The organism is Tardiphaga sp. 709, assembly GCF_032401055.1.
Taxonomy (GTDB): Bacteria; Pseudomonadota; Alphaproteobacteria; order Rhizobiales; family Xanthobacteraceae; genus Tardiphaga.
Map to the genome: position 1 here is coordinate 1,640,762 of NZ_CP135529.1, position 20,455 is coordinate 1,661,216.

The 20,455-nt window shown below is 61.4% G+C and carries 15 protein-coding genes; 4 read left to right on the forward strand and 11 right to left on the reverse strand.

Annotated features, from left to right (window positions below; all coding sequences use genetic code 11):
- Positions 1-91 precede the first annotated feature (91 nt).
- On the reverse strand, positions 92-2,476 hold the full coding sequence (locus RSO67_RS08405; RefSeq protein WP_315843106.1) for a transketolase: 2,385 nt from the start codon (positions 2,474-2,476) through the stop codon (positions 92-94).
- Between the two features lie 152 nt (positions 2,477-2,628).
- Here RSO67_RS08405 and RSO67_RS08410 point away from each other — a divergent pair, with 152 nt between their 5' ends.
- Positions 2,629-3,090: an Lrp/AsnC family transcriptional regulator gene (locus RSO67_RS08410; protein ID WP_315843107.1), complete on the forward strand. Its 462-nt coding sequence runs from the start codon at positions 2,629-2,631 to the stop codon at positions 3,088-3,090.
- A 10-nt stretch (positions 3,091-3,100) separates the two neighbouring features.
- Here RSO67_RS08410 and RSO67_RS08415 read toward each other — a convergent pair whose 3' ends face one another.
- The 10 genes from RSO67_RS08415 to urtA all read right to left on the reverse strand — a co-directional run bounded on the left by RSO67_RS08415 (position 3,101) and on the right by urtA (position 14,601).
- Positions 3,101-5,518: an EAL domain-containing protein gene (locus RSO67_RS08415; protein WP_315843108.1), complete on the reverse strand. Its 2,418-nt coding sequence runs from the start codon at positions 5,516-5,518 to the stop codon at positions 3,101-3,103.
- A 248-nt stretch (positions 5,519-5,766) separates the two neighbouring features.
- Positions 5,767-6,720, reverse strand: coding sequence for a DMT family transporter (locus tag RSO67_RS08420; RefSeq protein WP_410001826.1), 954 nt, complete (start codon positions 6,718-6,720; stop codon positions 5,767-5,769).
- A 188-nt stretch (positions 6,721-6,908) separates the two neighbouring features.
- Positions 6,909-7,748, reverse strand: a complete 840-nt coding sequence (locus RSO67_RS08425; protein WP_315843109.1) for an aldo/keto reductase — start codon at positions 7,746-7,748, stop codon at positions 6,909-6,911.
- A 69-nt stretch (positions 7,749-7,817) separates the two neighbouring features.
- The gene (locus tag RSO67_RS08430; protein WP_068735531.1) at positions 7,818-8,159 is read right to left on the reverse strand and encodes an FmdB family zinc ribbon protein; all 342 of its coding nucleotides are present in this window, start codon (positions 8,157-8,159) and stop codon (positions 7,818-7,820) included.
- Between the two features lie 78 nt (positions 8,160-8,237).
- Positions 8,238-9,467, reverse strand: coding sequence for a formamidase (gene fmdA, locus RSO67_RS08435; RefSeq protein WP_315843110.1), 1,230 nt, complete (start codon positions 9,465-9,467; stop codon positions 8,238-8,240).
- Between the two features lie 49 nt (positions 9,468-9,516).
- The gene (gene urtE / locus RSO67_RS08440) at positions 9,517-10,206 is read right to left on the reverse strand and encodes an urea ABC transporter ATP-binding subunit UrtE (protein ID WP_068735526.1); all 690 of its coding nucleotides are present in this window, start codon (positions 10,204-10,206) and stop codon (positions 9,517-9,519) included.
- Positions 10,207-10,336: 130 nt separating this feature from the next.
- Entirely contained in the window at positions 10,337-11,092 is a 756-nt protein-coding gene (gene urtD, locus RSO67_RS08445) for an urea ABC transporter ATP-binding protein UrtD (RefSeq protein ID WP_068735525.1), read from the reverse strand.
- A gap of 9 nt (positions 11,093-11,101) precedes the next feature.
- Entirely contained in the window at positions 11,102-12,247 is a 1,146-nt protein-coding gene (gene urtC, locus RSO67_RS08450; RefSeq protein WP_315843111.1) for an urea ABC transporter permease subunit UrtC, read from the reverse strand.
- Positions 12,248-12,283: 36 nt separating this feature from the next.
- Positions 12,284-13,210 carry an urea ABC transporter permease subunit UrtB gene (gene urtB, locus RSO67_RS08455; protein ID WP_089265233.1) on the reverse strand — a complete coding sequence of 309 codons (927 nt, stop codon included), beginning with the start codon at positions 13,208-13,210 and terminating at the stop codon, positions 12,284-12,286.
- Positions 13,211-13,341: 131 nt separating this feature from the next.
- Positions 13,342-14,601: an urea ABC transporter substrate-binding protein gene (gene urtA / locus RSO67_RS08460; RefSeq protein WP_315843112.1), complete on the reverse strand. Its 1,260-nt coding sequence runs from the start codon at positions 14,599-14,601 to the stop codon at positions 13,342-13,344.
- A 161-nt stretch (positions 14,602-14,762) separates the two neighbouring features.
- Here urtA and RSO67_RS08465 point away from each other — a divergent pair, with 161 nt between their 5' ends.
- The 3 genes from RSO67_RS08465 to RSO67_RS08475 all read left to right on the forward strand — a co-directional run bounded on the left by RSO67_RS08465 (position 14,763) and on the right by RSO67_RS08475 (position 20,452).
- Complete coding sequence (locus tag RSO67_RS08465) at positions 14,763-18,137, forward strand: ATP-binding protein (RefSeq protein ID WP_315843113.1); 3,375 nt, start codon at positions 14,763-14,765, stop codon at positions 18,135-18,137.
- Positions 18,127-19,050: a response regulator gene (locus RSO67_RS08470; protein ID WP_315843114.1), complete on the forward strand. Its 924-nt coding sequence runs from the start codon at positions 18,127-18,129 to the stop codon at positions 19,048-19,050. The genes RSO67_RS08465 and RSO67_RS08470 overlap by 11 nt, the downstream gene beginning before the upstream one ends.
- Before the next feature lie 196 nt (positions 19,051-19,246).
- Entirely contained in the window at positions 19,247-20,452 is a 1,206-nt protein-coding gene (locus RSO67_RS08475; RefSeq protein WP_315843115.1) for an ABC transporter substrate-binding protein, read from the forward strand.
- The last annotated feature ends 3 nt before the right edge of the window (positions 20,453-20,455 follow it).

The following is a 20,455-nucleotide window of genomic DNA, read 5'->3' on the forward strand; positions in this document are numbered from 1 at the left end:
CATGGCTCTGCCGCTTCTCTTGCTCTGACCGTGGTTATGGATCCCCGCCTTCGCGGGGATGACATCTGAGAGACCATCGCCTCTCCAGCATTCACACCGCCATCTTCCGATGCAGCACGGGCACGCCGCTCAGCTCCTCCGCCGCGTCGACGATCGCATTCGCGTCGATGCCGTGGTGGCGATAGAGATCGACAATTGTGCCCGTCTGGCCGAATTGCTCGACACCCAGCGCTTCCATGCGATGACCGCACACGCTGCCGATCCAGCCCAAAGTCGCCGGATGGCCATCGAGCACGATGACGATGCCGCAATCGCGCGGCAGCGGCTGCAGCAGCTTCTCGATACGGCTCAGATGCTGCGGGTTACGCCTGTCGCGGCGGATTTTCCGCGCCGACGTCCAACCCGCGTGGAGACGGTCGGCTGAGGTGATCGCCAAGAGGCCGATGTCGCGATGGCTGTCGCCGAGCAGTCCCGTTGCCTCGATCGCCTCCGGTGCCAGCGTGCCGGCATAGGCGATCACCAGATCGCAATTGGCGCCCGGCTTGCGCAGCCAGTAGGCGCCATCGGTGATGCCCTCCCGCAGCTCCGGCGTCATCATGCGCTGCGGCTGTTCGATCGTGCGCGTGGACAGCCTCAGATAGACCGAGCCGCCCGTGCGTTGGCCGGCATCATCGGTGCCAGCGTCACGCTGCATGTGCTGGAAGCCCCAGCCCATGATCACGGCGAGCTCATCGACGAAAGCCGGCTCGAACGATGCGAGACCATCCTGCGCCATGCCGATCAGCGGCGTCGCGATCGACTGATGCGCGCCGCCTTCCGGCGCCAGCGTGATGCCCGACGGCGTCGCCGCCACCATGAAACGCGCATCCTGATAACAGGCATAGTTAAGCTGATCGAGACCACGCTCGATGAAGGGATCGTACAGCGTCGCGACCGGCAGCAGGCGGACGCCGTTGATGCTGCTCGACAGGCCCAAGGCCGACATCAGGATGAACAGGTTCGCCTCGGCAATGCCGAGTTCGATGTGCTGGCCCTTCGGCGAGAAATCCCAATTGAAGGTCGAGGGAATCTTCTCGCTGCGAAAGTGATCGGCCTTCTCGGCGCGCGCGAACAGCCCGCGGCGATTGACCCAGGCGCCGAGGTTCGTCGACACGGTGACATCGGGCGACGCGGTCACGATGCGCGACGCCAGTTCGGTATCGCCCCGCGCCAACTCATTGAGCACCAGGCCAAAGCCCTGTTGTGTCGACATCTCCGGCGACGGCTTGAACGACAGATGCGCGGGAACGTCAATGGCAGGCGCTGACAAGCGCCGCGTGCCCTGCTGCACGAAGGGCACATTCTTCAGGAAGGCATCCAGCTTCGCCGCATCCTGCGTCAGGCCTTCATATCTGTCCCACTCATGGCCGGGACGGATGTTCTGTGCCGCGCGCCAAGTCTCCATCTGCGTCGGCGTCATCAGGCCGGCATGATTGTCCTTGTGGCCCTGGAACGGCAGGCCGATGCCCTTGATCGTATAGGCGATGAAGCAGACCGGACGATCGTGATCGATCGCCTCGAAGGCCTCAACCATGCTGGCCATGTCATGACCGCCAAGATTGGACATCAGCGCCAGCAATTCGTCGTCGCTGCGCGCCTCGATCAGACGCGACACCGGGCCTTGGTCGCCGATTTCGTCATTGAGCCGCTTGCGGAACGCCGCGCCGCCCTGGAAACACAAAGCCGAATAGATCTGGTTCGGACAGTTGTCGATCCAGGTCTTCAGCGCGGCACCGCCAGGCTCGGCAAAGGCGGCGCCCATCAGCCGGCCATACTTCACGATCACCACGTCCCAGCCAAAGTTGCGGAACATGGATTCGAACTTCTCCCACAGCCCTTCGCGCACGACGGCGTCGAGGCTCTGGCGGTTGTAGTCGACGACCCACCAGGTATTGCGCAGTCCATGCTTCCAGCCTTCGAGCAGCGCTTCAAAAATGTTGCCCTCGTCCATCTCGGCATCGCCGACCAGCGCGATCATGCGGCCCTCGCGGCGGTCCTTCATCCAGCCGTGAGCCGAGACGTAGTCCTGCACCAGCGATGAGAACAGCGTCTGCGCGACGCCGAGGCCAACCGAGCCGGTAGAGAAATCGACATCGTCGATATCCTTGGTGCGCGACGGATAGCTCTGCGCGCCCTTGAAGCCACGGAAGTTTTCCAGCTTCTCGCGCGTCTGGTTGCCGAACAGATACTGGATGGCGTGGAACACCGGGCTCGCATGCGGCTTCACCGCAACGCGATCCTCCGGCTTCAGCACAGAAAAATAGAGCGCTGACATGATCGTCGCGAGCGACGCCGACGAAGCCTGATGACCGCCGACCTTGAGACCATCGGTATTGGGGCGGATGTGGTTGGCGTTATGGATGGTCCATGATGAGAGCCAGAGCACCTTGCGCGCCAACGCGGTCAGGGTCTGCAGGCGATTGTGATCGATCGGCATGATGGACTCCCGCGTCGGCCAGCTGAGCTGGTTCGTAATGAGGTCGCCATTCTAGCAGGCGCGCCAAAGGGATTTTCTCAATTCATCGCGACAACCATGACCATATTGGGATAAACGAATTGTTCCGGATCCCATTTCATGGAATTTTCCCAATGTCAGCCCTCGACGCAATCGACCGCAAGATTCTCGCCGCGCTGCAGATCGACAGCCGCATCACCATGCAGGAGCTGGCCGAGAGGGTCGGGCTCTCGATCTCGCCGTGCCATCGCAGGGTGAAATTGCTGGAAGAGCGCGGCGTCATCACCCGCTACATGGCGCTGGTCGATCAGAAGGCAATCGGGCTGCCAGTCAGCGTCTTCATCTCCATCCAGCTTGTCAGGCAGAAGGAGGAAGACCTCAACCGTTTTGCGAAAGCGATCTCGAAATGGGAGGAAGTACTGGAATGCTATCTGATGACCGGCAACCGCGACTATCTCTTGCGCGTCGTCGCGGCGGATCTGTCGTCCTATGAGGCATTCCTGAAGAACAAGCTGACGCGGCTCGACGGCATCGCCTCGATCGAATCCAGCTTCGCCCTCAGCCAGGTGAAGTATTCGATCGCACTGCCGGTGTAAGGGCCCAGAGCTAGCTGGCTCGCTTCACCGTGGCGGCGGTACCACCCAGGGCGCTGACGACGCTTTGATAATGCGCAATCGGCTGTGGGCGGCCGATCAGGAAGCCCTGGATCTCCGCACAGCCCTCGGCGGCAAGAAACGACATTTGGGCGACGGTCTCGACGCCCTCGGCGATCACCGGGAGCTTCAACGAGCGGCCGAGCCCGATGATAGCGTGAACAATAGCCGCGGACTGCGGATTGTCCTCGAGCTTGGCCACGAAGGTCTGGTCGATCTTGATCTTGTCGAAGGGGAAAGCCTGCAGATAGCTCAGGCTCGAATAACCCGTGCCGAAATCATCCATGGCGACGCGAACGCCCAATTCCTTGACGGCGTGCAGGATTGCGATGGCACCAGCAAAATCGTCAATCAGCACGCCTTCGGTGATCTCGATCTCGACACGCTTTGGGCAGAGACCGGTTTCCGCCAGAACGGCGGCGAGCATCCCGGGCACATCGCCGCGCTGAAAATTGACCGGCGACAGATTGATGGCGATCGACAGCGGATTGACCCAGGTTGCCGCCTCGCGACAGGCCTCGCGCGCCACCCATTCGTCGATGGCGCCTATCAGACCGCTCTCCTCCGCCAGCGGAATGAACACCGTCGGCGAGATGATGCCGCGCTCGGGATGCCGCCAGCGCAGCAGAACCTCGAAGGCGACGACAGCGCCCTCCGTGGTCGCCTGCGGCTGAAAATAGAGTTGGAATTGCTTGTTCTCGACCGCCACCACGAGATCACGTTGCAGCAGTCGTTTCTCGCGGATGTGCTGATCCATCGCAGCCTCGAAGAAGCGGATGGTGCCGCGTTCCTCGGCCTTGGCGCGATCGAGCGCCAGATCCGCATGCGCAATGAGAGCTTCGATATCCTGGCCGTCCTGCGGATAGACGGAGATGCCGATACTACAGCGAACATTGACGTGCTGGCCGTCGATCTGAAACGTATTATCGAGAATGCTCGACAACCGCGCGCAGAGATCTTCCGCTGTTTGCGGCTCCGCGCCGAGATGAGACACGATCGAGAAGATATCGCCACTCGGCCGTGCCAGAAATGCACCGTTGCAGGCTTGCGCCAGCCGCTTCGCCAGCTCGGCCAGTACGGCGTCGCCGGTGGCCTGGCCGTATACATCATTTGTCTCTCTGAAGCGGTCGATATCGATCCGCGCGATCGCAAACGAGCCGTGTCCCGCCGAGGCCTCTTTGAAGACGCGGGCCAGATGTTCGTTGAAGGCAACACGATTGGGCAGATCGGTGATCGGATCGTGCCGCGCGAGATGCACGATCCGCGCTTCGCTGAGTTTGCGGTCGGTGATGTCGGCGTGGGTCGCGACCCAGCCGCCATTCTTCATCGGCCGGTAGCGCACATTGATGGCGCGTCCATCCGGCAGCTCGGCGGTCTGGCTGCTCGGCACGCGATCCGCGAGGGCCGTCCGCATCTTCATCTCATAACTATCCATGTCGACAAACAGCGTGCCAGCTGCCGCGCGAATTGCCAGCACCTGATCCTCAGTCGCGCCGGCCAACATTTTCGCCGGCGGGATATTGTACATGCGCAAGTAGCTTTCGTTCCACAATTCGAGCAGGCCATCGGCGCCATACATGCATAGGCCCTGCTCCATATTGTTGAGCGCCGCATCGAGCTGCAGATTGCGCTTGCTCATACTGCGGCGGGTGCGCTGATCTGTTACGGCAACGACGAGGCCGGCGATCACCACGGCAGCGGTGAAGGCCGCAATGGCCAGCGACAGTTCGATCGGCGACAGCAGACTTTGGTTCTCAGCGGCTGCGGCATTGTAGGTCAGATCGATCGCGCCCATGGCAACAAAGTGATGTACGCAGATCGCGAGCGTCAGAAGCAGTGCGGCAACGAGTAGCTTGCCCGACCGGTCGGCGGTCTGGGCGACCAGGATTGCCAAGGCGGCAATCACCATGCCGCCGACGACCGACACCGTCACAAGGTCCGGCATCCACTGGATGATGGCGGGGATGCGCAGCGACGCCATGCCCATATAGTGCATGCAGGCGATGCCGAGGCCGATCACCGCGCCGCCGGCCAGCGCGTTTCGTTTGGTTCGATTGAACAGCGCGATCGCGAAGCCGGCCGTGGTCATCACTGCAGAGGCGACGAGCGAACAGGCGGTGATGATGAGGTCGTAGTGGAGTTCGAAACCAGGCGTGTATGCGAGCATCGCGATGAAATGCGTCGCCCATGTGCCGAAGCCGGTGACCGCGCCCGCGGTAATCAACCACGCAAGGCGCGTGTCGGGCAATGCGGTGCGCGCCCGCGTGAACAGGTTGACGGCAGCAAGGCTGGAGAGAAAACACACCGCTGCCGCCAGCAGGATCTGCCGCCAGTCATGCTGCAATTCGATGCAATTCCAGACTCGTAGCATAAAGATACCAACATCTGACGAGATATCGAAGCATAGCGCGTGCAACGTTCGGAATGTTTAAAACTCGCGAAAAAACTGCACGGAAGAGCTGTTATTCTTAAGCCGCGATAAAGCCCGAAATATGCCAGGGTATCATCGTCCATGTTTGCGGAAAGATATGCAACACATTCGGATGTACCCACCGCAAGCGCCATGGCTCAGGGGAAATCGAGCAATGGGGACGACCTGTTTCGATCAACAGCTCATCATTAAGCGCTCGGATAAGGTTCCGCCGGTGCGGTGACCTGCGCACGGCGCACGCGTTCGCGATGTGCGGTGTAGACACCGCTGGCGATGATGATTGCAGCACCGGCGAAAGCGACAGCATCGGGCACTTCGCCAAACAGGAAGAAGCCGATCAGCGTCACCCACACCAGCTGCACATAGGAGAACGGCGCCAGTACCGATGCATCCGCATAGCGGAAGGCCAATACGACAATCCAGTGGCCGACAGTAGCGGCGACGCCAATACCAACACCGAGCGCGATCTGCGTCCAGCTCGGCACGATCCAGTAGAACGGCACGATGACACTGAGCAGGAGAAAGCCGGTGATCGCCGAGAACGCCATCGTGGTGATGGCGCGGTCGGCTCCGCTGATTTTGCGCGTCAGCACCAGCGCGGTCGCCCAGCCCAGCGCCGAAATGATGGGAAAGATCGTGCCGGGCTGAAACGCCGCGGTGCCCGGCCGCACGATGATCAATACGCCCAGAAGCCCGGCAATGGTGGCGGTCCAGCGGCGCAGACCGACCTTTTCGCCGAGGAAGAGAACCGATAGCCCGGTGACGAATAGCGGCGAGATGAAGCCGGTCGCAGTCGCTTCCGCGATCGGCAGATAACCGAGCGCCATGATGAAGAAGATCGACGAACACAACAGGCCCAGCCCGCGAAAGACCTGCAGCAGCGGCCGCGTCGAGCGCATCGGATTGCCCGAGGCCGGCGCCAACACGATCGGCAGCAGGATCACGACGAACACCAGAAAGCGGATCCAGGCGATCTCCACCGATGGCATGCCCGTGCGCGACAGATATTTCGCCATCGCGTCCGATGACGCCAGAAACGCCGTCGAGCAAATGATCATAAGAATGCCGTGCAGCGGCCGGTCGGTATGGCGATGAGCCGATACACGGGCAGCAGTCTTCGGCGGCGGAACATGGCTTGTCACGAGCGGGGACCAATATGCGGGCTCGTCGGTGCATGCGAGCCGAATCGAATAGGGCTCACAAAACGACGATCACAAGGCCGGGACAACTGCCGATATCAGGACACGGATATGCAAGAAGGCAAAAAAGCCTATGCCGGCCGACGCATCAGCGGTCAGCGTGCAGCGCAGCATCGATTTTACCGCATCCCCTACAGCATCGGCAGACTGGAAGGCTCCCGGCCGAGCGGGAATACCTTTCCAATATCGGCCAGTTCGGCCGTACTGAGCGTCAATCCGCTCGCCGCCGCGTTGTCCGCGGCATGAGCGGCCGAAGACGCCTTCGGAATTGCGAAGACCGTTGGCTGGCGGATCAGGAAAGCCAGCGCCACCTGCCGCGGCGTGGCCAGATGCGCATCGGCGATCTGCTGCAGGATTTTGCCACCCGGCGAGCGCGGCGACGGGAAATCATTATGACCGAACGGCGAATAGGCCACGACGGCGACGCCATGGCTCTCGCACCACGGGATCACGCGGTGTTCGATGGCGCGCTCCTGCAAATGATAGAGCACCTGATTGCAGGCGATGGCGCCCTTGCCTGCGAGTTTCGACAGCTCGTTGAGATCGTCGACATCGAAATTGCTGACACCCCAGGAGGCAATCTTGCCGGCGGCCTTCAACTCTCCGAAGGCAGCAACGGTCTCGGTAAGCGGAACCTGACCGCGCCAGTGCAACAGATAGCAATCGAGCCGATCAGTCCCCAGCCGCTTCAGCGAGCGCTCGCAGGCGGCAATGGTGCCCTTCCGCGACGCGTTGCTGGGCAGTACCTTGGAGACCAGGAACACCTCGTCGCGACGGCCGGCGATGGCCTCTGCAATCACGAGCTCGGCGTCACCATACATTTCGGCCGTGTCGATATGGCTCATGCCGGCATCGAGGCCGGCCTGCAGCGCCCTGACCGCCGCAGCGCGGTCACTGTGGTCGATATACCAGGTGCCTTGCCCAATTACCGAGACGTCGCGCGTGGTGTGGCCGAATGGATTGTGTCGCATGCTCGCGCCTCCGCCTCCCGTGGCAATGAGGCACACGGGAGTGGACTCTAGCGCATCAATTCAGAGGAGTCAGTGGCTGATCATCCACGGCCGCGCTGTCGGGAAGCTCTTGGCGCCCGAGCGGGTCTGCTTCACCAGCCGCGATGGCTTCTTTCCGGAACAGCAGCCGCAACCGGCCCCATGCGACGCCTTGTACTCCGCCGATGTCTTCGGCGCATTGCGGCTGCGCTCATTGGTGGCGTGGGCCTTGCGCTTGTCGGAGGGCATGCAGAAGAAGGCGGGCGCAGTCAGGATCACGCGCGGCGCCTGCGTCGCGCAATGCGGACAGTCCTGCGGGTCATCGCATTCGGCCATCGGCCGCATGTCGGTGAAGGGACCGCAATCGTCGCAGAGATATTCATAGACCGGCATGGCACTTCACTCTCGTTCGCACATCAGAAAAAGGGGCTGCGGGGTCGTGACGCCAACCCCGCAGCCGAGTTGACCGCGTTACTTGTCCGGCGAGAGCGGCATCTCGATGTCGCCCTTGATGTGCTTGATCGGGCCCGCCGACGACGGATTGATGTCGAAGTCGAAGATCTGCGTCGGCAGCCACAGCGTGGCGCAGGCATTGGGCACGTCGACGACGCCGGAGATATGGCCCTGCACCGGCGCGGTGCCGAGGATCGAATAGGCCTGCGCGCCGGAATAGCCGAACTTCTTCAGATATTCGATGGCATTCAGACAGGCCTGGCGATAGGCGATATGCACGTCGAGATAATGCTGCTTGCCTTGCTCGTCGACAGAGATGCCTTCGAAGATCAGGAAGTCGTTGTAGTTCGGCGTCATCGGCGACGGCTTGAACACCGGGTTCTTGATACCGTATTTCGACACGCCGTCCTTGATGACATCGACCTTGATGTGCAGCCAGCCGGCCATTTCGATGGCGCCGCAGAAGGTGATTTCGCCGTCGCCCTGCGAAAAGTGCAGGTCGCCCATGGAGAGACCGCCGCCAGGGACATAGACCGGGAAATAGACTTTCGAGCCGCGCGACAGATCCTTGATGTCGCAATTGCCGCCATGCTCGCGCGGCGGCACCGTGCGCGCGCCTTCGGCCGCAGCCTTCTCCTTCGCCTCACCCTTCAGCCGACCCATATGGGCAGTCGGGCCGAACGGTGGATTGGCTAGGCCGGGCACACGCTCCGGATTGGTCGCGATCAGCGCGGTCTCACGCTCGTTCCACGTAGCGAGCAGTTTTGGATCGGGCAGACAGCCGATCAGGCCGGGATGGATCAGACCAGCGAAATTCACGCCCGGGATGTGGCGCGACGAGGTGTACATGCCCTTGAAGTCCCAGATCGACTTCTGCGCTTCCGGGAAGTGATCAGTCAGGAAACCGCCGCCGTTCTGCTTGGAGAAGAAACCGTTGAAGCCCCAGAGCGAGTCCTTCATCGGGCCGACATCGAGCAGATCGACCACGAGCAGATCGCCGGGCTCGGCGCCCTTGACGCCGATCGGGCCGGACAGGAAATGCACGATCGACAGATCGATATCGCGCACGTCGTCAGCGCTGTCATTGTTCTTGATGAAGCCGCCGGTCCAGTCATAGGTCTCGACGATGAAGTCATCGCCGGGATTGACCCATGCGACCATGGGAATGTCCGAATGCCAGCGGTTGTGAATCATGTCGTTGTCGTAGGCCGATTGCGTAAGGTCGACCTTGATCAGTGTATCTGGCATTCAATGCTCCCCTTCGGTTACTGGTCTTGGTGGTTGAACGTAAGGCTGGTTAGACGGACAGGTACTTTGCGATCTGTGCCGCATCGATACCCTCACGGGCTTCGTCGCGAACAATCTCGCCGTTCTCGATCACCAGCACCCGGTCGGCGACATCGAGCGCGAAGCTCAAGACCTGTTCGGAGACGATGATCGACAGGCCCTTGGTGTCGCGGATGTGCTTCAGCGTCCGCGCCATGTCCTTGATGATCGACGGCTGGATGCCTTCGGTCGGCTCATCGAGCAGCAGCACCTTCGGCTTGGTGGCGAGCGCCCGCGCGATGGCAAGCTGCTGCTGTTGGCCGCCGGAGAGATTGCCGCCGCGGCGGCCTTTCATTTCCAGCAGCACCGGAAACAGCTCGTAGAGATCGCCGGGCACTTCCTTCTCGCCGGAGGCGACGAGGCCGGTCTCGATATTCTCCTTCACCGTCATATGCGAGAAGATCATGCGGCCCTGCGGGACATAAGCGAGGCCCCGCGCGACGCGCTCATAACTCTTGAGCGCGCCGAGCTCCTTGCCTTCCATGGTCACCGAGCCGGACTTGGTTGGCACGATTCCCATCAGCGATTTCATCAGTGTAGTCTTGCCCATGCCGTTGCGGCCCATGATGGCCACGATTTCGTTGGGCTGCACCGAGACATTCAGGCCGTGCAGGACTTCGCTCTGGCCGTAAGCGACGTGGAGATCGTTGATCGCGAGCATGGCTATTCTCTCTCGGTCGTCATTGCGAGCGCAGCGAAGCAATCCAGACAGCACCGAGCGAAGGCTGGATTGCTTCGTCGCTTCGCTCCTCGCAATGACGGCTGCGGGCTGTGGCGTTCCATCATCATCCTCAATGACCCAGATAGACTTCGATGACCTTGGGATCGTTCTGAACCTTCTCCATGGTGCCTTCGGACAGGATCTGTCCCTGATGCAGCACGGTCACCTTGTGGGCGATGTCCTCGACGAATTTCATGTCGTGCTCGATCACCAGCACCGAGCGGTTCTTGATGATCGTATTGAGCAGCTCCGCCGTCTTGACGCGCTCGCTCACGCTCATGCCGGCGACAGGCTCGTCGAGCATCAGCAGGTCTGGATCCTGAATCAGCAGCATGCCGATCTCGAGCCACTGCTTCTGGCCGTGCGAAAGCACATCGGCATACATGTTGAGACGATCCTTCAGGAAGATCATCTCGGCGACCTCCTCGACGCGCTCGCGCACCGCGGCATCGCGCTTGAACATCAGCGAGCCGAACACCGAGCGCCCGCGCGGATAGGAGATCTCCAGATTCTCGAACACCGTGAGATCGTCATAAACCGACGGCGTCTGGAATTTGCGGCCGACACCCGCCTGCACAATCTGGTTTTCCTTCAGCTTGGTCAGTTCCGTGCCACGAAACTGCACGGAGCCTGACGTCGCTTTGGTCTTGCCGCAGATCAGATCGAGGACGGTGGTCTTGCCGGCGCCGTTGGGCCCGATGATGACGCGGATCTCGTTCTCCTCCACATAGAAGGAGAGATCGTTGACCGCCTTGAAGCCGTCGAAGGAAACAGTGAGCCCCTCGACCGCGAGCAGAAATTCCTTGGGCTGATGTCCGATGAGCATGATGTCCCCTTACTCGGCCGGTGCGCCGTCAGCGGCGGATTTGATGGCCCAGGCTTTTCGCGTCTTCGACGTGCGTAGTGCGATCAGGCGATCGACGTGACGCTGCACGTGGTCGCGCCAGATGCCGGACAGGCCATTGGGGAAGAACAGCACCACGGCAATGAACAAGCCGCCGAGGCCGAACAGCCAGAGCTCGGGGAAGGATTCCGACAGCATGGTCTTTGCGTAGTTCACCAGCAGCGTGCCGTAGACCGCACCGAAGATGGACATGCGGCCACCCACGGCCGTGTAGATCACCATCTCGATGGACGGCACGATGCCGACAAAGGACGGCGACATGAAACCGATCTGCAGCGTGAACATGGCGCCGCCGATCGCCGCGAACATCGCCGCGGCACAGAAGGCGAAGATCTTGAAATTGGCGACGCTGTAGCCGGAGAAGCGGACGCGATCTTCCTGTTCGCGCATCGCCACCAGGATGCGGCCGAGCTTGGTCAGCCGGACGAATTGCGCCGCGATAATGCAGGCAAACAGCACGAACACTTCAAAGAAGTAGAGGATGACCTTGGCGTGGTCGGTGCGGATGTCCCATCCGTTCAGCGTCCGCAGGTCGGTCATGCCGTTGATGCCGCCGGTATAACCCTGCTGGCCGATGATCAGGATGGTGGCGATCGCGGCGATGGCCTGGGTGATGATGGCGAAATAGACGCCGCCGACACGACGTTTGAACATCGCGGCACCGATGATGAAGGCCAGCAGCGTCGGCACCACGAGGATGGCGATGATGGTCAGCGTCAGCGAGTGAAACGGCTTCCAGAACATCGGCAGCGCCGTGATCTGGTTCCAGTCCATGAAATCCGGAATGCCGGGCGTCGACTGAATCTTCGTGTTGGCGACGCTGGAGGCTTCCAGCTTCAGGAACATGGCCATGCAGTAGCCGCCGAGGCCGAAGAACACGCCCTGCCCGAGGCTGAGGATGCCGCCATAACCCCAGCACATCACAAGGCCCAAGGCGACGAAAGCATAGGTCAGATATTTGGCGACGAGGTTGAGACGAAACACATCGAGAAACAGCGGCAGGATCACCGCGAGCAGCAGCAGCAGCGACAGGAAACCGATCAGCTCCGAGCGGTTGAAGAAGCGTGAATTGATCATGTGATGATTGCCCTGCTCTGTCTGTACTGCACGCGCTTACTTGCGGACCTTGAGGGCGAACAGGCCCTGCGGCCGGATCATCAGGATCGCGACGATGGTGAGCAGCGTCAGCACTTTGGCCATCGAGCCGGACATGAAGAACTCCATGGTCGACTGCGCCTGGGAGATGGTGAAGGCCGAGGCGATGGTGCCGAACAGGCTGGCCGCGCCGCCGAACACCACGACGAGGAACGTGTCGACGATGTAGAGCTGGCCGGAAGTCGGCCCAGTCGATCCGATCATGGTGAAGGCTGAGCCGGCGATCCCGGCGATGCCGCAGCCGAGGCCGAAGGTGTAGCGGTCGACCTTCTCGGTATTGATGCCGACAGCGCCCGCCATCACACGGTTCTGCACCACGGCGCGAACCTGACGACCCCAACGCGACTTGTACATGATGTAGGCCACCACCATGGTGATCCCCAGCGTCAGCACCATCACGAAGATGCCGTTGATCGGCACTTCGATCGTGTCGGTGACCTGCTTGGAGCCCATCATCCATTGCGGCAGTTCGACACCGACTTCACGCGCACCGAACACCGAGCGATAGGCCTGCTGCAGGATCAGGCTGAGGCCCCAGGTCGCCAGCAGCGTATCGAGCGGACGCTTGTAGAGATGCCGTATCAGCCCCCATTCGACCAACATCCCCAGCGCACCGGAGGCGATGAAGGCGAGGATCATGGCGACGAAGAAGTAGCCGGAGAACAGTGACGGCAGATGCGACTGGAAGAAGCTCGACGTCAGCCAAGTAACGTAGGCGCCGAGGATCATGAATTCACCATGCGCCATGTTGATGACGCCCATCTGGCCGAAGATGATGGCGAGGCCGAGTGCCATCAGCACATAGACCGAAAACAGGATCAGGCCGGCAAAGCCCTGCATTGCGAAGATGGCGCCAAGGTCACCAATCGAATAGTCGCCGAACATCGATCCGTCCTCCGTCAGGGAAGGGTCCCGCGCCGCGCGTGAACACGCGACGCGGGGTTGTCGTGCGCGGATAGGTCGTCCGCGCCAGGGAGAGGTGGAGCGCGGCGATCACGCCGCGCGGGGAGAATGGCTTACTGGTAGCCCTTCGGGAACGGATCCGGCTCGATCAGTTCGGGCGTCTCGAACACCACCTTGAACTGGCCATCGAGCTGCGCCTGGCCGACGCGGGCCTTGGACCACAGATGGTGGTTCGGATGGATCTTGACGTAGCCTTCCGGCGCCTTGGTGAACTCGATGCCAGCAGAGGCCGCGGCGATCTTGTCGACATCGAACGAGCCGGCCTTTTCGACCGTCATTTTCCAGAGCCACGGGCCGAGATAGGCAGCCTGCGTCACGTCGCCGATCACGGTCTTCTCGCCCCACATCTTCTTGAAGGCGGCGACGAATTCCTTGTTGTTCGGATTATCGAGCGACTGGAAGTACTTCATACAGGCATAGGCGCCCGCGATGTTTTCACCACCGATGCCGTCGATTTCGTCCTCGGTGACCGAGATGGTCAGCATGGTCTGCTTCGACAGGTCGATGCCGGCCGCCTTGAGCTGCTTGTAGAAGGCGACGTTGGAGCCGCCGACCACCGCGGCATAGATCACGTCGGGCTTGGTCAGCTTGATCTTGTTGATCACCGAGTTGAACTGGGTGTGGCCGAGCGGGAAGTATTCTTCGCCCGACACCTTGCCGCCGAGCTTGCCCTCGATGTGCTTGCGGGCGATCTTCATCGACGTGCGCGGCCAGATATAGTCCGAGCCGATCAGATAGAAGCTCTTGCCGTTCTTGGTCTTGGAGACCCAGTCGAGGCCGGCGAGGATCTGCTGGGTCGCTTCCTGACCGGTATAGATCACGTTCTTCGACTGCTCGAGACCTTCATAGAAGGTCGGGTAGTAGAGCATGCCGTTATATTGTTCCATGACCGGCAGCACCGCCTTGCGGGAGGCCGAGGTCCAGCAGCCCATGATGGCAGCGACCTTGTCATTGACCAGCAACTTCTTGGCCTTTTCGGCGAAGGTCGGCCAGTCCGAGGCACCGTCTTCCTGGATGAACTTGATCTTGCGGCCGAGCACGCCGCCCATGGCGTTGATCTGATCGATGGCGAGCTTTTCAGCCTGAACCGAGCCGGTTTCCGAGATGGCCATGGTACCGGTGACCGAGTGCAGGATACCGACGGTGACTTCCGTATCGGTGACCGCAAGACCGGTGGTGTTGATGGCCGAGGTGGCCGGCGCCTGCGCAAAAGATGTGCGCGGAAGCAGCGACATTGCCGGCAAAGCCGCCATGCCCATCAGCAGTTTACGCCGCAATGGCGAGTGCAAGCCCGGTTTCTTCTCGTCTGACATTTCAACCCCACTGGTTCGAGTACGCCTATTGGTGAGGCAAGCATTGCTGAACTTGTGCGGTGCACGGATACGCGAGATCGCGTATACTGCACCGCAAAATGCCGACGTAGGTTTTTGCATCACGCAAACATGCGTAGTCGGGTGGGGTCAGGAGCAAAGTAGTGGCAGGGCGGCAGCGTATCGACCGCGTGAGACGCCAGTACAATCAATGGGTCGCCAACCAGACCCTGGAGGATTACGCACTCCGCTTTACGGCGAAGAGCGCCAGGCGCTGGTCCGCCGCGCGGGTCGCCAATACGGCATTGGGCGCCATTTCGTTTCTCGCCCTTGAGGCCATCGGCGGCACCATCACCATCAATTACGGCATGACCAACGCCACGGCAGCGATCCTGGTGGTCAGCGTCATCATCTTCTGCTGCGGATTGCCGATCGCGTATTATGCCGCAAAATGCGGCATTGATATCGATCTCCTCACCCGCGGTGCCGGTTTCGGCTATATCGGCTCGACTGTTACCTCGCTGATTTATGCGTCTTTCACCTTCATCTTCTTCGCCATCGAGGCGGTCATTCTCGCCTCGGCGCTGGAGATGTGTTTCGATATTCCGCGCCCCATCGGCTACCTGATATCGGCCGTGGTCATCATCCCGCTGGTGACCCATGGCATCACGCTGATCAGCCGTTTTCAGCTCTGGACCCAGCCGATCTGGCTGGTGCTCAACCTGCTGCCTTTCGCGGCCATCGCCTATGCCAGCCGCGACTCCTTCGTGGCCTGGACCAAATTTCCGGGCGACCACGGCAGCGCCGCCGGCCATCTCGATCTCCTGCTGTTTGGCACGGCCGCTTCAGTCGTATTCTCGCTGGTCGCGCAGATCGGCGAACAGGTCGACTTCCTGCGCTTCCTGCCGCGCGACCGCCGCAGCTCACGTGCGAGCTGGTGGGTAGCGCTGCTGTGCGCGGGCCCGGGCTGGATCATTGTCGGCGCGATCAAGCTGCTGGCCGGCTCGTTCCTCGCCTATTTCGCACTGACCCACGGCGTTTCGGCCGAGCACGCCGCCGAACCCGCGCATATGTATCTCGAAGCGTTTCGCTACGTGCTGTCCCAGCCTGATCTGGCGCTGGCACTGACCGGCACCTTCGTGATCCTGTCGCAGCTCAAGATCAACGTCACCAATGCCTATGCGGGCTCGATCGCCTGGTCGAACTTCTTCTCGCGTCTCACCCACAGCCATCCCGGCCGCGTCGTCTGGCTGGTGTTCAACGTGCTGGTCGCGCTGCTGCTGATGGAAATCGGCGTCTATAAGGCGCTGGAGCAGACGCTGGCGCTGTATTCCAATGTTGCGATTGCCTGGGTCGGCGCGCTGGTCGCCGATCTCGTCATCAACAAGCCGCTCGGGCTGCGCCCCCAGCAGATGGAGTTCAAGCGCGCGCATCTCTACGACATCAACCCGGTTGGCGTCGGCGCGATGCTGGCAGCAACCGTGATGTCGGTCAGCGCCTTCTATGGCCTGTTCGGCCCGACGGCCAAGGCGCTGTCGCCTTTCGTCGCTTTGCTGACTGCGCTTGTCACTGCGCCAATCATCGCCTTCGCCACCGGTGGAAAATACTACATCGCCCGCAAGCCGAAGCGCGCTTGGCAGAACATGGCGGCGATCCAGTGCTGTATCTGCGAACATTCGTTCGAGCCCGAGGACATGGCGCATTGCCCGGCCTATGCCGGCCCGATCTGCTCACTGTGCTGCTCGCTCGATGCGCGTTGCCACGATCTCTGCAAGCCGCATGCGCGGATCGACGCCCAGATGTCGGCGACGTTCGGCAAATTGCTGCCGGAGCCGATCCTGGCCCGGCTCAATTCGCAGCTCGGCCATTATCTTGGCGTGTTCATGATCGCTGCCGGCCTTGTCGGCCTGACGCTGGGACTGATCTATCTGCAGACCTCCGCCGCATCGCCGGGAGACAGTGCGCAGGTCTCGGAAGTGCTGTGGAAAGTGTTCTTCGCGCTGGCGATCATTATCGGCGTGGTGGCATGGCTATTCGTGCTGGCCAAGCAAAGCCGTCGCGCGGCGGAAGCCGAAACCAAGCGGCAGACCACGCTGCTGATGCAGGAAATCGACGCGCACAAGCGCACCGATGCAGAACTGCAGCGCGCCAAGGAAGTCGCCGAATCTGCCAATCTCGCCAAGAGCCGCTATGTGGTCGGCCTGAGCCACGAGCTGCGCTCGCCGCTCAATGCGATATCAGGCTATGCGCAGCTCCTGGAGCAGGATGACAGTCTGCAGACCCGCCCGCGCGATCAGGTCCGCGTGGTGAAACGAAGCGCCGATCATCTCTCCGGCCTGATCGACGGCATTCTGGATATTTCAAAGATCGAGGCGGGGCGCCTGTATCTCTCGCGTGACGAAGTGCGCCTCACCGACTTCCTCGATCAGCTCGTCGGCATGTTCCGCCTGCAGGCCGCCGCCAAGGGCATCGACTTCGTGTTCCGACGGCCGAACATCCTGCCCACCGTGGTCTATGCCGACGAGAAGCGGTTGCGACAGATCCTGATCAACCTGCTCTCCAATGCGATCAAGTTCACCCAACAAGGCAGCGTGCAGTTCGTGATCCATTATCGCAGCCCCGTGGCCGAATTCGAGATCATCGATACCGGACCGGGCATCCGGCCCGATGATCTCGAGCTGATCTTCGCGCCGTTCGAGCGCGGCGCGCTTGGCGCAGCACAGCCGCATACGGGCACCGGTCTGGGCCTCACCATCTCCAAGCTGTTGGCCGGCGTGATGGGCGGCGATATCCGCGTCTCCAGCGAGGTCGGCAACGGCAGCACCTTCCGCGTCAAGATGCTGCTCTCCGAGGTGACGAACCCCACGCGCATCGCGCCGGTGGACGCGCCGATCTATGGCTATCACGGCGCGCGCAAGACCATCCTCATTACTGACGACGATCCGACGCAGCGCGACCTGTTGCGCCAGGTGCTCACACCGCTCGGCTTCATTCTGCTCAGCGCCCCCGATGGACAGGCCTGCCTCAGCCTCGCCCAGCATTGCCGGCCCGATCTGTTCCTGCTGGATATTTCCATGGCTGGCATGGACGGCTGGACCGTCGCCGAAAAACTGCGTGCATCCGGCCACCATCAGGCCCGCATCCTGATGGTTTCGGCCAGCGCGCTGGAAGCCCATGGCGCGCCGCTCGCCCAGCCCTTCCATGATGGCTACCTCATGAAGCCGATCGAACTGCCGCGGCTGCTGGAACAGATCGGACAACTCCTGAAGATCGAATGGCAATACGAACGCGACGAAGTGGCACCTCTGCCGCAATGGACACCGAATAGCGGCACACGGCCGCCCGTGCATCATGTAGAGGAACTCATTAGCCTCGGGCAGATGGGGCACATTCGCGCCATCCAGTTGAAGCTCGACGAGATCGGCAACGATCACCCCGAACATGCCGACTTTGTCGCGCTGATGCGCTCGCTGATCGATCGCTTCGACCTCGATCAATACATGGCCACCTTGAAGACGCTGTACACCTATGACCACTGACAATAAAAAACGCGACGTCGCGCTGGTGGTAGATGACTCGCCGGAAACATTGCGGCTGCTAACTGATGCCTTGGACGGCGCCGGCATGACCGTGATGGTGGCCATGGACGGCGCCGCCGCAATGCGCATTGTCGAACAGATCACGCCGGACATCATCCTGCTGGATGCCGTCATGCCGGGGATCGACGGCTTCGAAACCTGTCGCCGGCTGAAGCGCGACGCGGGCCTCGGCGACGTGCCCGTAATCTTCATGACCGGGCTCTCCGAGACCGAACACATCGTGCGCGGCCTTGAGGCCGGCGGCGTCGATTACGTCACCAAGCCGATCATCATCGAGGAAATGCTGGCGCGCATCCGCGTGCACCTCGCCAATGCGCGGCTCACGCAAAGCGCGCGCACCGCGCTCGATGTCTCCGGGCGCTTCCTCCTTGCCGTGAGCAACAAGGGCAATATCCTGTGGGCCACACCGCAGGCGCAGAAATTACTCGGCGATCACCTGATCGCCGCGCCCAATGATGAATTGCTGCTGCCACCAGTCATGATGCAGTGGCTCGAGCAGATGCAGCGGCCGGGCGCCAAGCCGGCACCGTCATCGGGCTTTCCGAGCAACGAACTGCTGCGTCTGCAATATATGGGGAAAGTCGGCTCCGACGAATTCCTGCTCCGGCTCGCCAAGGAAACCGCGCCAACCGCCCCCGCCGAGTTCAGCAAGGAGCTGGGCCTCACCGGCCGCGAGGGCGAAGTGCTGTCCTGGCTCAGCAAGGGCAAGAGCAACCGCGATATCGCGCAGATCCTTGGCCTCAGTCCGCGCACCGTCGACAAGCATCTCGAGCAGATCTACGCCAAACTTGGCGTCGAGAACCGTACCGCGGCTGCGGCAATTGCGGTGAATGCGAGCCACAGACGGCAATAGCCACGACGTGATCGTCGCGTAGTTCGACCGCTGCTCCAATCAGTCTGATACTGCACCGCAAGCGCGGCATCGCGGCGCGTGCTCACACCTTTCTACGCGCTAGTTCGCTATTGACAAACCTTTTCGCCAATATCTAATTTGTCGAAAAACAGGGAATGACTGGCCCGACACGAGGCCGCATTGGGGAGAGAAACAGATGACACGCCAGTTCCTGGTGTGCGCAGCCGCGCTCACGCTTTGGACATCCACCGTCTCCGCTCAGGTCTCCGACGACGTCGTTCGCATCGGTGTTCTCACCGATCTCTCGAGCTGGGGGCGCGACAATAGCGGCCCCGGTTCGGTCGAAGCCGCGAAGATGGCGCTCGAAGAATTCGGCCCGACGGTGCTCGGCAAGCCGATCGAAATCATCAGCGCCGATCACCAGATGAAGTCTGACGTCGGCATCCAGATCGCGCGCAACTGGTTCGACGCCGGCAAGGTCGACGCCGTTGTCGATATCCCGAACTCCGCCATCGCCATCGCGGTTCATAATCTGGCGAAGGACCGCAACAAGATCGCACTGCTATCCGGCCCCGGCGCAAGCACGCTCACGGATGAGCTGTGCAGCCCCAACACGGTCCACTTCACCTACGACACCTACGCGCTTGCGAAGGTGACGGCCTCTGCGGTGGTCGCCGGCGGTGGAAAGTCATGGTTCTTCATCACGGCCGACTACGCCTTCGGCAATCAGCTTGAACAGGACGCGACGCGCTTCATCAAGGCGAGCGGCGGCACCGTGCTGGGCGGCGTGCGCCATCCGACCAACACCGCCGACTTCTCGTCCTTTGCGCTGCAGGCGCAGAACTCGAAGGCTGAAGTCGTCGCCTTCGCTAATGCCGGCCAGGACACCGACAATTCGATCAAACAGTCGGGCGAATTCGGCTTGGTCAAAGGCGGCCAGAAACTGGTCGGCCTGCTGATGTTCGACACGGACGTGCATGCCATCGGACTGGACGCAGCCCAAGGCACCTACCTCACCACCGCGTCCTACTGGAACATGGATGACAAGACGCGGGCCTGGTCGAAGAAGTTCTTCGAACGCACCAAGGTGATGCCGACCATGATCCAGACCGGCGTTTATGGCTCGGTGCTGCACTATCTCCAGGCCATCAAGGCTGCCGGCACCGACGATCCGGCCAAGGTAATGGCCAAGATGCGCGAACTGCCCATCGAGGACACCTTCGTGCATGGCGGCAAACTGCGCGAAGACGGCCGCGTCATCCGCGACATGTATCTGGCCCGCGTGAAGAAGCCGTCGGAATCCAAAGAGCCTTGGGACTATCTCGACATCGTCAAGACCGTGAAGGGCGATGACGCGTTCCGGCCCATCTCTGAATCTAAATGCCCATTGCTGAAGAAGTAAGGT

Excerpts from the sequence above, each read along its gene's own strand:
- fmdA (WP_315843110.1), bottom strand. The coding sequence starts at position 9,467 with ATGCCAGATACACTGATCAAGGTCGACCTTACGCAATCGGCCTACGAC.
- urtB (WP_089265233.1), bottom strand. The coding sequence starts at position 13,210 with ATGTTCGGCGACTATTCGATTGGTGACCTTGGCGCCATCTTCGCAATG.
- RSO67_RS08470 (WP_315843114.1), top strand. The coding sequence starts at position 18,127 with ATGACCACTGACAATAAAAAACGCGACGTCGCGCTGGTGGTAGATGAC.
- RSO67_RS08410 (WP_315843107.1), top strand. The coding sequence starts at position 2,629 with ATGTCAGCCCTCGACGCAATCGACCGCAAGATTCTCGCCGCGCTGCAG.
- RSO67_RS08425 (WP_315843109.1), bottom strand. The coding sequence starts at position 7,748 with ATGCGACACAATCCATTCGGCCACACCACGCGCGACGTCTCGGTAATT.
- RSO67_RS08415 (WP_315843108.1), bottom strand. The coding sequence starts at position 5,518 with ATGCTACGAGTCTGGAATTGCATCGAATTGCAGCATGACTGGCGGCAG.
- urtC (WP_315843111.1), bottom strand. The coding sequence starts at position 12,247 with ATGATCAATTCACGCTTCTTCAACCGCTCGGAGCTGATCGGTTTCCTG.
- RSO67_RS08475 (WP_315843115.1), top strand. The coding sequence starts at position 19,247 with ATGACACGCCAGTTCCTGGTGTGCGCAGCCGCGCTCACGCTTTGGACA.
- RSO67_RS08430 (WP_068735531.1), bottom strand. The coding sequence starts at position 8,159 with ATGCCGGTCTATGAATATCTCTGCGACGATTGCGGTCCCTTCACCGAC.
- urtE (WP_068735526.1), bottom strand. The coding sequence starts at position 10,206 with ATGCTCGCGATCAACGATCTCCACGTCGCTTACGGCCAGAGCGAAGTC.
- RSO67_RS08405 (WP_315843106.1), bottom strand. The coding sequence starts at position 2,476 with ATGCCGATCGATCACAATCGCCTGCAGACCCTGACCGCGTTGGCGCGC.
- urtA (WP_315843112.1), bottom strand. The coding sequence starts at position 14,601 with ATGTCAGACGAGAAGAAACCGGGCTTGCACTCGCCATTGCGGCGTAAA.
- urtD (WP_068735525.1), bottom strand. The coding sequence starts at position 11,092 with ATGCTCATCGGACATCAGCCCAAGGAATTTCTGCTCGCGGTCGAGGGG.